This is a genomic window from Burkholderia stagnalis, from assembly GCF_902830275.1.
In the GTDB taxonomy this organism is placed as follows: domain Bacteria; phylum Pseudomonadota; class Gammaproteobacteria; order Burkholderiales; family Burkholderiaceae; genus Burkholderia; species Burkholderia stagnalis.
Map to the genome: position 1 here is coordinate 1 of NZ_CADESW010000003.1, position 11,845 is coordinate 11,845.

Annotated in this window: 11 protein-coding genes and 1 pseudogene; 5 read left to right on the forward strand and 7 right to left on the reverse strand. The window is 66.8% G+C overall.

What is annotated here, in order from left to right; translation table 11 throughout:
• Both HWY45_RS07040 and HWY45_RS07045 read right to left on the reverse strand, forming a co-directional pair.
• Window positions 1–293: pseudogene (locus HWY45_RS07040) on the reverse strand (biotin/lipoyl-binding protein); the annotation flags it as partial.
• A 32-nt stretch (window positions 294–325) separates the two neighbouring features.
• Entirely contained in the window at window positions 326–1,198 is an 873-nt protein-coding gene (locus tag HWY45_RS07045) for an alpha/beta hydrolase (RefSeq protein ID WP_059565758.1), read from the reverse strand.
• Between the two features lie 167 nt (window positions 1,199–1,365).
• On the opposite strand from HWY45_RS07045, the gene HWY45_RS07050 reads away from it, so the two are divergent.
• Window positions 1,366–2,370, forward strand: a complete 1,005-nt coding sequence (locus HWY45_RS07050) for a LysR family transcriptional regulator (protein WP_059565759.1) — start codon at window positions 1,366–1,368, stop codon at window positions 2,368–2,370.
• 46 nt (window positions 2,371–2,416) lie between these two features.
• Here the strand turns inward: HWY45_RS07050 and HWY45_RS07055 are convergent, their stop codons facing one another.
• Together HWY45_RS07055 and HWY45_RS07060 are read right to left on the reverse strand one after the other, a co-directional pair.
• Window positions 2,417–3,073 (reverse strand): hypothetical protein, encoded by a 657-nt coding sequence (locus HWY45_RS07055; RefSeq protein WP_124492004.1) that lies wholly within the window; start codon window positions 3,071–3,073, stop codon window positions 2,417–2,419.
• Window positions 3,074–3,383: 310 nt separating this feature from the next.
• A complete protein-coding gene (locus HWY45_RS07060; protein WP_059565761.1) occupies window positions 3,384–3,698 on the reverse strand; it encodes an H-NS histone family protein in 315 nt (104 codons plus the stop codon).
• Between the two features lie 382 nt (window positions 3,699–4,080).
• Here HWY45_RS07060 and HWY45_RS07065 point away from each other — a divergent pair, with 382 nt between their 5' ends.
• Together HWY45_RS07065 and HWY45_RS07070 are read left to right on the forward strand one after the other, a co-directional pair.
• Window positions 4,081–4,767: a response regulator transcription factor gene (locus HWY45_RS07065; RefSeq protein WP_059565762.1), complete on the forward strand. Its 687-nt coding sequence runs from the start codon at window positions 4,081–4,083 to the stop codon at window positions 4,765–4,767.
• A 285-nt stretch (window positions 4,768–5,052) separates the two neighbouring features.
• Window positions 5,053–5,346 carry a DUF4148 domain-containing protein gene (locus HWY45_RS07070; RefSeq protein WP_059803826.1) on the forward strand — a complete coding sequence of 98 codons (294 nt, stop codon included), beginning with the start codon at window positions 5,053–5,055 and terminating at the stop codon, window positions 5,344–5,346.
• 181 nt (window positions 5,347–5,527) lie between these two features.
• Here the strand turns inward: HWY45_RS07070 and HWY45_RS07075 are convergent, their stop codons facing one another.
• Both HWY45_RS07075 and selD read right to left on the reverse strand, forming a co-directional pair.
• Window positions 5,528–6,592: a purine-nucleoside phosphorylase gene (locus tag HWY45_RS07075; protein WP_059885751.1), complete on the reverse strand. Its 1,065-nt coding sequence runs from the start codon at window positions 6,590–6,592 to the stop codon at window positions 5,528–5,530.
• Window positions 6,593–6,837: 245 nt separating this feature from the next.
• Window positions 6,838–7,902 carry a selenide, water dikinase SelD gene (gene selD / locus HWY45_RS07080; RefSeq protein ID WP_063888840.1) on the reverse strand — a complete coding sequence of 355 codons (1,065 nt, stop codon included), beginning with the start codon at window positions 7,900–7,902 and terminating at the stop codon, window positions 6,838–6,840.
• A 111-nt stretch (window positions 7,903–8,013) separates the two neighbouring features.
• Between selD and HWY45_RS07085 the strand changes: the two genes are divergently transcribed.
• The gene (locus tag HWY45_RS07085) at window positions 8,014–8,850 is read left to right on the forward strand and encodes a DMT family transporter (RefSeq protein ID WP_059885749.1); all 837 of its coding nucleotides are present in this window, start codon (window positions 8,014–8,016) and stop codon (window positions 8,848–8,850) included.
• A gap of 25 nt (window positions 8,851–8,875) precedes the next feature.
• On the opposite strand, the gene pdxR is transcribed toward HWY45_RS07085, so the two are convergent.
• Window positions 8,876–10,387, reverse strand: coding sequence for a MocR-like pyridoxine biosynthesis transcription factor PdxR (gene pdxR, locus HWY45_RS07090; protein ID WP_059565767.1), 1,512 nt, complete (start codon window positions 10,385–10,387; stop codon window positions 8,876–8,878).
• 129 nt (window positions 10,388–10,516) lie between these two features.
• On the opposite strand from pdxR, the gene HWY45_RS07095 reads away from it, so the two are divergent.
• Window positions 10,517–11,800 carry a 4-aminobutyrate--2-oxoglutarate transaminase gene (locus HWY45_RS07095; protein WP_124481864.1) on the forward strand — a complete coding sequence of 428 codons (1,284 nt, stop codon included), beginning with the start codon at window positions 10,517–10,519 and terminating at the stop codon, window positions 11,798–11,800.
• Window positions 11,801–11,845 lie beyond the last annotated feature (45 nt).

Below are 11,845 nucleotides of genomic sequence, written 5' to 3' on the forward strand. Positions count from 1 at the left end.
TCGCCCTTCTTCACGAGCGCGCCGTCCTTGAAGTTGACCGACACGATCGTGCCCGACACCTGCGGGCGCACGTCGACCTTCTCGATCGCTTCGAGACGGCCGGAATAGCTTTGCCAGTCGGTCACCGTCTGCGGCACGACGGTGGCGACGTCGACTTCGGGCAGCGGCGCCGCCTGTTTCTCGGGTGCGCTCGCATTGACGCGCAGCGCGCCGAACGTGCCCAGCCCGACGACGGCGAGCGTCGCGATCGCGGCAACCGCGATCCGGGTGCGAGGGGTGCGTAGGATGGCCATGGTGATCTCCAAGTGAGCGTGGATTGGATTGGTTATTCGGTTCGATTCGCGATTCGGTTCGGCTGGCACGCCTGGAAGCGGCACTGGAAGAAGCGCACGGCTTCCTCGAACGCGGCCTCGTGCGTCGCAAGCGCCGCGTGCGTAATGTCCGGGTAGCGGATCACCTGGGTGAGCACGCCGGACGAGATCAGGCAGCTCGCGTATTTCTCCGCCTCGACGTGCAGCACATCGTTCTGCGCGGTGACGATCAGCGTCGGCGGCAGGCCGCCGAGGCGCACCGACTCGAGCGGTGCCGCATACGGGTGCATGCGCTGCGACGCCTGCGGCAGGTAGGCGCGGTAGCACGCCGCGCATTCCCGCGCGGTGATGTCGGACGCGAGGCGCTCGGCGTCGCCGATGCGCGTCATGCTCGGGTCGAGCATCGGGCCGAACAGCGCCTGCGCGGCGATCGGCACGTCGCCGCGGTCGCGCGCGATGAAGGCGAGGCAGTTCGCGAGCTGGCCGCCCGCGTCATGGCCGGCGACGCCGATCTTCTTCGGATTGCCGCCGAACGCGCGAGCGCGGGTCGCGGCCCACACCGCCGCGCGATATGCGTCTTCCGGCGCGGCCGGAAACGGATGCGCGGGCGCCAGCGAATAGTCGACGGAGACTACGAGCGCCGGTAAGCGTTCTGCTAAAAAGCGCGCGGCGAAATCGGCGTCGTCGAGCGTGCCGCGCACGAAGCCGCCGCCGTGGAAGTAAAGCACTACCGGCAGTCCGGTTTTATCGGGACGGCGATAGATGCGCAGTGCAATGTCCTGCGCATAGCCGGGGATCTCCACCTCGGCGACCGTCAACGCCGCGCCGGCATTGGCATTGGCCGGCAGCGCGGCTTTCAGGAATTTGCTGAATTCAGAAGCGTCCATGACGAAACGTCATCCATTTCAAGATGGATCGCATTCTGGGTCCGGCAGACATCCGGATAAATGCCTATAATCCGGCAACACAATTCAACGACCCCGAACAATCACAGGCTGCGTTCACCTCAGGTGACGCAGCCTTGTCGTTGGGTCAGTCAAATGCGGAGGTAGCGATGGATCGGCTGCAAGCCATGCAGGTGTTTACACGCGTCGTCGACACGAGCAGCTTCACCAAGGCGGCAGAAACGCTCGGTCTGCCGCGAGCCTCCGTCACGACGATCATCCAGAACCTGGAGGCGTTCCTCGGTGTGCGGCTGATGCACCGGACCACCCGCCGGCTGTCGCTGACACCCGACGGCGCCGCGTACTACGAACGCTGCGTGCGGATCCTCGCGGACGTCGAGGAAACCGAAGCAAGCTTCCAGAACAACAACCGCAAGCCGCACGGAAAATTGCGTGTCGACATGCCTGGCTCGCTCGGACGGCTGGTCGTGATCCCGGCGCTGTGCGAATTCCACGATCGCTATCCGGACATCGACCTGCAGCTCGGCCTGACGGACCGCCCGGTCGACCTGCTGCAGGAAGGCGTCGACTGCGTAATCCGGGTGGGCGCATTGCAGGATTCGTCGCTCGTCGCGCGCCGCGTCGGCCTGTTCGAAGGTACGTCGGTCGCATCGCCCGCGTATCTCGAGAAGTACGGCGAGCCGCAATCGATCGAGGACCTGAGCCAGCACAAGGCCGTGAACTACTTCTCGAACCGCACCGGCCGGATGATCGACTGGTCGTTCCTGATCGACGGCAAGGAAGTCGAGGTCAAGATGAACGCGGTCGTGTCGGTGAACGACGCGGACGCATACGTGAGCTGCGGGCTCGAAGGCTTCGGGCTGATCCAGCCGCCGCTGTTCATGGTGCTGCCGTACCTGCGCGACGGCCGGCTGAAGGAAGTGCTGCCCGGCTACAAGCCGCTGCCGATGCCGATCTCGGTCGTCTATCCGCACAGCCGCCATCTGTCGCCGAAAGTGCGCGTGTTCGTCGACTGGGTGGCCGAGGTGTTCGACCGCTGCCCGCTGTTGAGCGGCAAGAAGGGCCTCGACGCGACCTGCACGAAGCGCACGTTCGAGGATGCCGAGCGCGCGCCGGCGCTCGACACGCCGGTGCTCAACGAGTGGGTGGCCTGAGCGGCACGCAAGGGTTGTACAAGGCCGGCGCACGCCGGCCGTCCCGTCACTTCACCCGCCAGGCGGCCATGAAATCGCCGGCCCGGCCGGCGGGTGCATCGCGATCCGCTCGCTTCACGCGCGCCAGGGCCCTCGCAACGTCGGCGCGCTGCGCGCTCACGTGCCGCGCGCAATGGCGGTCGACCACGCCGATCTGGTTCTTCAGGAACGCGATCGTCTGTTCGATGCCCCCGCGCACACTCGAGTGGCACCACGCCAGCAACTGATACTCCGCCATCAGCGTGCGTGCGAGTTGCCGGCGGCGCTGCACCAGCGCCTGTACGTAGCGCAGTTGCGGATCGGACAGCGGTGCAACGATCCGGCTGCAAGACGGATGCCGCACGAGCACGCACGCCAATTCCGCCAGCATACGGGCACGCGCCCCTTTCCCTTCGAGCGACCGCTCGGCCGCGCCCGCGACGAAATCGCGGGCATGGTGCGGATTGACCACCACGACAGGCAACCGCACTGCCTGCAGCGCACACGCCACTTCCAGCTCGAGACCGCCGGCTGCCTCCAGCACGATGAGCGCCGGCGACCATTCGGCAATCGCATCGGTCAGCGATTCGATGCCGAACGTCTCGTTCCGGTATCCGAGAATCACGCTCAGCGACGACACGGAGATTTCAACGATCTCGGTCGCGACACTGATGCCGACGTACACGGGATCCGTCCCCAACGCCTCGTCTTCCTGCTGGATTGCACAGTCGCTCATACGCTTTCGCGCCTCCGTCCCGCCCGCTCGCACATGCCGGCGCGGGCTTCGACCTTGACAGCAACAAATGTCATAAACAAAATGTAAGATTGACGAATGGAACTGGTTCCATCCGCAACGGCAGCACATTCGCCGCCGTTGCACGGCAAACCTCCGTCCATGCGTCGCGCCCGTCGTCATCTGCAGCAGCACCGCTGCGGCACACGACCCGCCCGCCTCTTCTCGACATCGACACGACGACGTTTCATATGCCAAATGATCAGGATTCCTCATCCCGAGACAGTTCATCCGTGTGCGCAGCGATCTCGAACCGGCTCCGATCCTGGCCACGCAGCCACGTCGGCTCCCGACCGACACCTGACCACGTCTGCCCGGTCTGCGGATTGAAATACTTCACGCGGCGCTTTTTGCTCCGAGCGCCCGCGCCTGGAAAAACCACGTCTTGGCTAAAACCGAATTCTTCGATGCACCGCCGCACCTCGAGCAACACGGTTGCCGCTATCGCGAGACGTTCCCGCTCCAGCTGCTCTTCGAGCAGCGCCTTCTTTTCGATGAACGATCTGTAGATCAGCATGCCTGCCTCCGAAAAACGCACGTCCGCGGTCGTCGCATCGACGCCATGACGGCACGTCCAAGCGTAATCGCGCGAGCTGGTCCAATTGACAACTTTTGTCAACGCGCGCCCATCGATACTAAATTCAAGAACAAATTAAATCCCGATTATCTATTTTTGCATTTCCAAAAAAGGCTTCGAAAAATCTTGATTTAAAAAATCAAAGAAAATCCAACTTATTTCGGTTTAAATAATTCCACTGAAGTTCACAATTGTTGACAATTCAAGAACGCAGCGATGCGAACATCGTGGCTGCTGATTGCCCGCTTACGGGCGGTTCCGCGCGGATCGTCACACCCGATGCAGCCCGATCGATTCGCCCGCTACCAAAGGAGTACTGAAGATGAACGTTCTATATCTCGAGGACGATAAAACTTATATCGAATTGATCACCGCAGTACTGGAAAAATCGGGATACCACGTGCATGCGGTGAGCAACGGTCACCAGGCAATCCGCCATCTGGAAAGCTCGGTCGTCGATCTGCTGATCCTCGACTGGCTCGTCCCGGGGCTGTCCGGATTCGAGGTTCTCAAGTGGACCCGCGAACGCATCGGCGGGCGCCTGCCGATCCTCTTCCTGACAAATCGTGTGCGGGAGGACGTGATGTTCTCCGCGATCAACGCAGGCGCCGACGACTACATGGTCAAGCCGGTCAACGAGTTCGAGCTGCTGGCGCGGGTCAATGCGCTGCTGCGCCGCGCGTATCACGACGGCGTCGTCCGTCAGAGCGTGCTCGACGTCGGCGGCTACCGGATCAGCATGAAGACGCGGACGGTGCTGCTGCATGGCGCGCCGGTCAGGCTGACGCCGCGCGAATTCGATCTCGCCGTGCTGCTGTTTCGCAATCTCGGGCGCATCATGCCGCGCGATGAACTGATTCGCTCGCTGTGGGGACGCGACATGGCCGGCGTGTCGCGCAGCCTCGACACGCACATCTACCGGCTGCGGATGAAACTCGCGCTCCATCCGGCGAACGGCGTGCGGCTCAGCACGATCTATACGCTCGGCTATCGGCTCGAAGCGGCCTGACGAGCGCGCGCCGGCCATTCTTCCTCGATAGGCACAGCACTATTGCGCCAATAGGATTCATGCATCGCGCGGCGGACGGCACGACCGCCCGGGGCGTGCCGCCATCCCGCGCCAGCCCCTTGCGGCATCGCGTTGCGCGATATCCCCAATGCGCACGCGGGATACGATTGTTCCGCCCTGACGACAATTCAATTCGCTGAACCGCCATTTATCGCAGCGGGTTCGACTCTTAGAGTAAACCCTGTCGCGCAACCCCATGCGCATCGAATCGACAGGAGTTCCATCATGAACCGCCGCGGTCTGCTCTCCGCCCTCGTTCTCGCACTCGCCGTGTCCGCGCCGGCCTTCGCCGACACCACCCCGGTTCACGCGGGCGATTACAGAAACACGTCGTTGTACAGCCAGAACAACGGCCCCCGGACCCGCGCCGAAGTGCTCGCGGAACTGGAGCAGGCGCGCCACGACGGCACCGTCGAACGCCTGCGCAAGGAAACGTCGTACGCGCAAGGGCTCGATCTCGTGCCGCGCCCGTATCGCCCGACGCCGGAAGGCAATCAGCTCGCGGGCGCCGGCCGGTAAACGGACGACGCCGCGCGGCGGGCCATCCCCGCGCGCGGCGTCGCGATCTGCATCAGGCAATCAGCCAGTCAATTGAAGGAGTTCATCATGAACGATCAACTGCCCTCGCCGCTCGATCACTGGAACAGCGATACGCCGGTCTGGACGCCGTATCGGCCGTCGCAGCATTCGCACTGAACCGTCAGCGGCGCGGCACGCCGCCGCGCCACTCGCCCCAGTGCGACACGATGTCCTGCACGAGCGGATTGCCCGCGCGGTACAGGTTTTCGGTCGCCGAGGCGAAGCCGCCCTGGTCCGCGTAGTTCAGCAGGTTGTCGACGCTCGTCTGCCCCGCATACGGCCGGTCGAAGTCGGAGCCGGTGCGCAGCACCGCCACGCGCGACAGGTCCACCCGCTTCACGCTTGCCGCACGCTTGAGCGCCTCGAACGTCGCGTTGTCTTCCTGCGCGGTCATGCAGTAGGTGCCCTTGCCGTCCGTCAGGATCTTCGTCCATTGCCGCGCGCGCTCGCCGAGCAGCGTGCCCGAGAACCACGTGTTGCCCGACGACGTGTCGCAGCGGATCACCGACGGCGGCTGGTTCGCGGGCGCGTAGCCGAACTTCGCGCGCGCGGCCTGCGCCTGCGGGCTGTCGGCGAGCACCACGTTGCGCGACAGCGCATACGCGGCGTCGGCCAGCTGCGGGTTCAGCTGGAACACTTCGTTGCGGTAGTCGAGCGGCGGCTTTTCCGTCGGGCTCTTCGTGTTGATGCCGAGATAGCCGGTGTTCCAGCCGGCGGGAATCTCGCGCGCATCGAGCTCCCACTGGATGCCGAAATCGACGAGGTAGTTCGCCCACGCGGCGGAGCCCACCGTCCCTTGCGCGGGGTCCACGCCGGCGATGCCGGAGATCAGGAAATACGTGTGCCGCAGGTCGAAGCGCTGCGAGAACGTCAGCGCCATGATCGACGCGGTGGCGTTCGCATAGCCCATGCCGGTCGTGATCACGCACACGTCCTGCTTGTTGCAGTGGACCGCGGGGTAGTCGGGCGACAGGCCCGGCACCGTCACATCGCGCCACGGGCCGAGACGATCGAGCCAGGCCTGGCCTTCCGGCCCGAACATCGTGATGATCATGACCTTGACCGGGCGGCCCTGTGCGCCGGTCTCGGCAAACGCATTGCCCGTGTTGTCCTGCGCGATCGACGGTGCGGTCGCACAGGCCGCGAGCGAGAATGCGGCGGCTGAAAGAATGGAGCGAGTCAGCATCGGCGTTCCTTGTTTGGGTGATGTTGGGTGAGAACGACTGTCGGAGACTGCGCGACGGAGTATAAAGCGATCGGCATCGATGCGGGATGCGTGGCGCGACGCCAGCGGCGGGATGCATCAAGCGCCGCCGGCTTCGGATGCGTGCGATGCAGCGCGGAATCGCAGCGTCAGGGGAAAACGTCAGGAATACTATCCGCTCGATCCCGGCGGACGTCGCGCGCGCCGCCGCGCGCGCGACAGATCGATCAGATCACGTCGACGCGCCCCGGCCCGTCGACCATCTCGCCGATCACCGCCGCGCGATCGAACCCGTCCGCACGGAAGCACGCGAGCACGTCGTCGACCGCATCCGGCGCGCAGGCGACAAGCAGGCCGCCCGACGTCTGCGGATCGGTCAGCAGCGCCTGTGCGACCGGCGGCAGCGCATCGGCGAGCCGCACGTCCGCGCCGTACGCGGCCCAGTTGCGCCCCGACGCGCCGGTGAACACGCCGTCTGCCACGAACGCCTCGACGCCCGCGAGCCACGGCAGCGACGCGTAGTGCACGCGCGCCGTGAGCCCCGCACCGCGCGCGAGTTCGAGCGTATGGCCGAGCAGCCCGAAACCCGTCACGTCGGTCAGCGCATGCACGCCCGGCAGCGCGGCCAGTTCGGCGCCCGGCCGGTTCAGCTTGGTCGTGGTGGCGATCATCTGCGCATAGCCCGCGTCGTCGAGCTGGTTTTTCTTCAGCGCGGCCGACAGCACGCCGACCCCGAGCGGCTTGCCGAGCACCAGCACGTCGCCCGCGCGCGCGGCCGCGTTGCGCTTCACGCGCGACGGATGCACCACGCCGATCGCCGCGAGGCCGTAGATCGGCTCGACTGAATCGATCGAATGGCCGCCCGCGACCGGAATCCCGGCATCCGCGCACACCGCTTCGCCGCCGCGCAGCACCGCCGCGATCGTCTCGTGCGGCAACACGTTGATCGGCATCCCCACCAGCGCGAGCGCGAGGATCGGCTTGCCGCCCATCGCGTACACGTCGGACAGCGCGTTGGTCGCCGCGATGCGGCCGAAGTCGAACGGATCGTCGACGATCGGCATGAAGAAATCGGTGGTCGCGACGATCGCCTGCTCGTCGTTCAGGCGGTAGACCGCCGCGTCGTCGGAGGTTTCGGTGCCGACGAGCAGATCCGGGAACAGCGCCGGCGGCGTCGCGCGCTTCAACAGCTCGGACAGCACGCCCGGCGCGATCTTGCAGCCGCAGCCGCCTCCATGCGACAGGCTCGTGAGGCGCGGAACGGCGGGCGGGGTCTGGGTGGCTTCGGTCATCGTCGGCATCCGGTGAATAACAACGTTCTATTATCGACAATTCCGCGCCCGCGCGCGCGCCGCCCACATAATGACGGCGCTGCCCCGTCCGTCTTCCCTCTGTCGCCCTCCATGGATCACCTGTTCATCGGCCTCGTGCTGTGCTCCGCGCTGCTGCACGCCATCTGGAATGCCTTCCTGCACGTCAGCGAGGACCGGCTCGTCCAGCTCGGCACGATGTCGCTGCCGTATCTCGCGTTCGGCGTCGCCGGCGCCGCGCTGCTGCCCGCGCCGGCGCCCGCCGCGTGGCCGTATATCGCCGCGTCGGCCGCGCTCGAGGTCGCGTACTGCTTCACGCTCGCGCGCGCGTATCGCAACGGCGAGTTCGGGCAGATCTATCCGATCGCGCGCGGGATATCGCCGCTGCTCGTGTCGGTGCTCGCGTTCGCCATGCTGCACGAACGGCCGACGCCGTTCGGCTTCGCGGGGATCGCGCTGGTGTCGTTCGGGATCATGTCGCTCGCGCTGCGGCGCGGCTTCCAGTTCTCCGGGGAAGGCGTGCCGTACGCGCTGCTGACCGGCGTGTTCATCGCCGCGTATTCGATCTGCGACGGGATCGGCGCGCGCGTCGCGGGCAGCGCGCTCGCCTACATCGCATGGGTATACCTGCTGTGGAGCGTGCCGCAGATCGTGCTCGTCTGCGCGGTGCGCGGCGGCCCGCGCGCCGTGCTCGGCTCGCGCGTGGCGCTGAGGCAGGGCGCGATCGCCGGCACGATCTCGCTCGCCGCCTACGGGATCGTGATCCTCGCGTACCGGCACCTGCCGGTCGCGACCGTGTCGGCGCTGCGCGAGACGAGCTCGATCTTCGCGGTCGCGATCGGCTGGTTCGTGATGCGCGAGCGGCCCGGCGCGCAGCGGCTCGTCGCCTGTGCGCTGGTGGTCGCGGGCGCGGCGTTGATCCGGATGTGAGCGCACCGCTGCGCACGCACGGCGCTCACGCGACGGCAATACCCGGCCGGTCGAACGCCCGCTCGTCGATCGCCTCCGCCAGCGTCGCGAACGCCGGCGCGATCTCCTGCTCCGGCACGCACGCATAGCCGAGCAGCAGGCCCGACGCCGCGCGCTCGCGATCCGCGTAATACCCGGACAGCGGCCGCACGACGATGTTGCGTGCAAGCGCGGCCTGCGCGACCGCGCGATCGTCGACGCCATCCGGCAGGCGCGTCACGAGATGCAGCCCGGCATCGCTGCCCGCCGCCTGCAGCGTGTCGCCGTAGCGGCGCGCGACCGCGTCGAGCAGCATCTCGCGGCGCTGCCCGTACAGCGTGCGCATCTTGCGGATATGCGACACGAAATGCCCTTCCGCGATGAATTCCGCGAGCACCGCCTGCTGCAGCAGCTGCCCTTCGCGATAAAGCTCCGCGCTCGCCGTCGCGAAGCTCTCCGCGAGCGGCTCGGGCGCGACCAGGTAGCCGACCCGCAGCCCCGGGAACAGCGTCTTGCCGAAACTGCCGACGTAGATCACCTGCCCGGCCGTATCGAGCCCCTGCAGCGACGCGAGCGGGCGGCTGCCGTAGCGGAATTCGCTGTCGTAGTCGTCCTCGATGATCCAGCAGCGGTGCTGGCGCGCGTATTCGAGCAGCATCCGCCGCCGCGCGAGGCTCATCACCATCCCGAGCGGATACTGGTGCGACGGCGTGACGAGCATCAGCTTCGGCGGCTCGGCGAGATCGGCGGCCGACGGCGCGATCCCTTCGTCGTCGACCGGGATCGGCCGCGTCGTCAGCCCCGACACGTTCAGCACGCTGCGCACGCCCCAGTAGCACGGGTCCTCGGTCCAGATCGCGTCGCCGGGGTCGGTCAGCAGCCGCACCGCGAGGTCGATCGACTGATGAATGCCGGTCGTGATGACGATCTGCTCGGGCGTGCAGCGCACCGAGCGCGACGTGCGCAGGTAATCGGCAAGCGCCTCCCGCAGCAGCGCCAGCCCGCCGCCCGGCGCGTAGGTCAGCAAATCGGGGCGCAAGCGCCGCCAGTACTTGTTGTGCAGCCGGGTCCACACGCGCGCCGGAAATCGCGACACATCGGGCACGCCCGGCATGAACGCGCCGCCCTGCCGCTTCGACACGCCCGCCCCCTCGACGAGCCGCGCGCCGCGCGCGGACAGCGGCCGCGCGGCCGTCGGCAGCGTCACGGCCGGGCTCGCCAGGTCCGGCGGCGCGCCGACGATCTCGTCCGGCGCGCTGTCGGCGACGAACGTGCCGCGGCCGGTGGCCGAACTCACGTAGCCCTCGAGCGCGAGTTGCTCGTACACCTGGGTGACGGTATTGCGCGCGATGCCGAGCTCGGCCGCGAGCAGCCGCGACGACGGCACCCGCGTGCCGGCCGGCAGCTCCCGCGACAGGATCGCCTGCTGCAGCAGCCGGTGCAGCTGCCGGTAGATCGGTTGTCCGCCGCCGCGCACGAGACGCTGCGCCAGCCAGTCCGACAACACGCTTGCCCGCATGATTGGCTCCTAACTATTTATTGAAATGGCTCTGATTGTCAGAGCCAAATCTGATTATAGTCGCCGTCATGGGCTGCCGGAGCGCGCCCGATTCCTTCTCACCGGATACGAAACATCAAGGAGATGACCGTGAAGAATGCCGATCTGCAGGCCCGCAAGAACGCCGCCACCCCGCGCGGCGTCGGCGTGATGTGCGACTTCTACGCAGCCCGCGCCGAGAACAGCGAGCTGTGGGACGTCGAAGGCCGCCGCTTCATCGATTTCGCCGCCGGCATCGCGGTGCTGAACACGGGCCACCGTCACCCGAAGATCGTCAAGGCGATCGCCGACCAGCTGAACAACTTCACGCACACGGCGTACCAGATCGTCCCGTACGCGTCGTACGTCGAGCTAGCCGAGAAGATCAACGCCCGCGCGCCGGGCGACTTCACGAAGAAGACCGCGTTCTTCACGACCGGCGCCGAAGCCGTCGAGAACGCGGTCAAGATCGCGCGCGCGGCCACCGGCCGTCCGGGCGTGATCGCCTTCTCGGGCGGCTTCCACGGCCGCACGATGATGGGCATGGCGCTCACCGGCAAGGTCGCGCCGTACAAGCTGAACTTCGGCCCGTTCCCGGGCGACGTGTTCCACGCGCCGTACCCGAACGCCGTGCACGGCGTGACGACCGCCGACTCGATCAAGGCGATCGAGATGCTGTTCAAGGCCGACATCGATCCGAAGCGCGTCGCCGCGATCATCTTCGAACCGGTGCAGGGCGAAGGCGGCTTCAACCCGGCGCCGGCGGAATTCGTGCGCGCGCTGCGCAAGATCTGTAACGAGCACGGCATCCTGCTGATCGCCGACGAAGTCCAGACGGGCTTCGCGCGCACCGGCAAGCTGTTCGCGATGCAGCACTACGACGTGCAGGCCGACCTGATCACGATGGCGAAGAGCCTCGCGGGCGGCATGCCGCTGTCGGGCGTCGTCGGCCGTGCGGACGTGATGGACGCGGCGGCTCCCGGCGGCCTCGGCGGCACGTATGCGGGCAACCCGCTGGCCGTCGCGTCGGCGCACGCGGTGCTCGAGATCATCGACGAAGAGAAGCTGTGCGAGCGCGCGACGCAGCTCGGCGACGTGCTGAAGGCCAAGCTGAACGCGCTGCAGGCCGACGTGCCGCAGATCGCCGACGTGCGCGGCCCGGGCGCGATGATCGCGGTCGAGTTCCTGAAGCCGGGCTCGGGCGAGCCGGACGCCGATTTCACGAAGCGCGTGCAGGCGCGTGCGCTCGAGCGCGGCCTGCTGCTGCTCGTGTGCGGCGTGTACTCGAACGTCGTGCGCTTCCTGTTCCCGCTGACGATCCCGCAAGCCGTGTTCGACGAAGCGCTCGTCATCCTGGAAGAAGTGTTGAAGGAAACGGTCGGCGTGCCGGCCTGACGTCCCGCCCCTGATCGCGCCGCCGCCGTCCCGCCATTGCGCCGG

Bases quoted from the DNA above. Each gene is read 5' to 3' on its own strand.
- HWY45_RS07045 (WP_059565758.1), bottom strand. From the start codon at position 1,198: ATGGACGCTTCTGAATTCAGCAAATTCCTGAAAGCCGCGCTGCCGGCC.
- HWY45_RS07050 (WP_059565759.1), top strand. From the start codon at position 1,366: ATGGATCGGCTGCAAGCCATGCAGGTGTTTACACGCGTCGTCGACACG.
- HWY45_RS07060 (WP_059565761.1), bottom strand. From the start codon at position 3,698: ATGCTGATCTACAGATCGTTCATCGAAAAGAAGGCGCTGCTCGAAGAG.
- HWY45_RS07065 (WP_059565762.1), top strand. From the start codon at position 4,081: ATGAACGTTCTATATCTCGAGGACGATAAAACTTATATCGAATTGATC.
- HWY45_RS07070 (WP_059803826.1), top strand. From the start codon at position 5,053: ATGAACCGCCGCGGTCTGCTCTCCGCCCTCGTTCTCGCACTCGCCGTG.
- HWY45_RS07075 (WP_059885751.1), bottom strand. From the start codon at position 6,592: ATGCTGACTCGCTCCATTCTTTCAGCCGCCGCATTCTCGCTCGCGGCC.
- selD (WP_063888840.1), bottom strand. From the start codon at position 7,902: ATGACCGAAGCCACCCAGACCCCGCCCGCCGTTCCGCGCCTCACGAGC.
- HWY45_RS07085 (WP_059885749.1), top strand. From the start codon at position 8,014: ATGGATCACCTGTTCATCGGCCTCGTGCTGTGCTCCGCGCTGCTGCAC.
- pdxR (WP_059565767.1), bottom strand. From the start codon at position 10,387: ATGCGGGCAAGCGTGTTGTCGGACTGGCTGGCGCAGCGTCTCGTGCGC.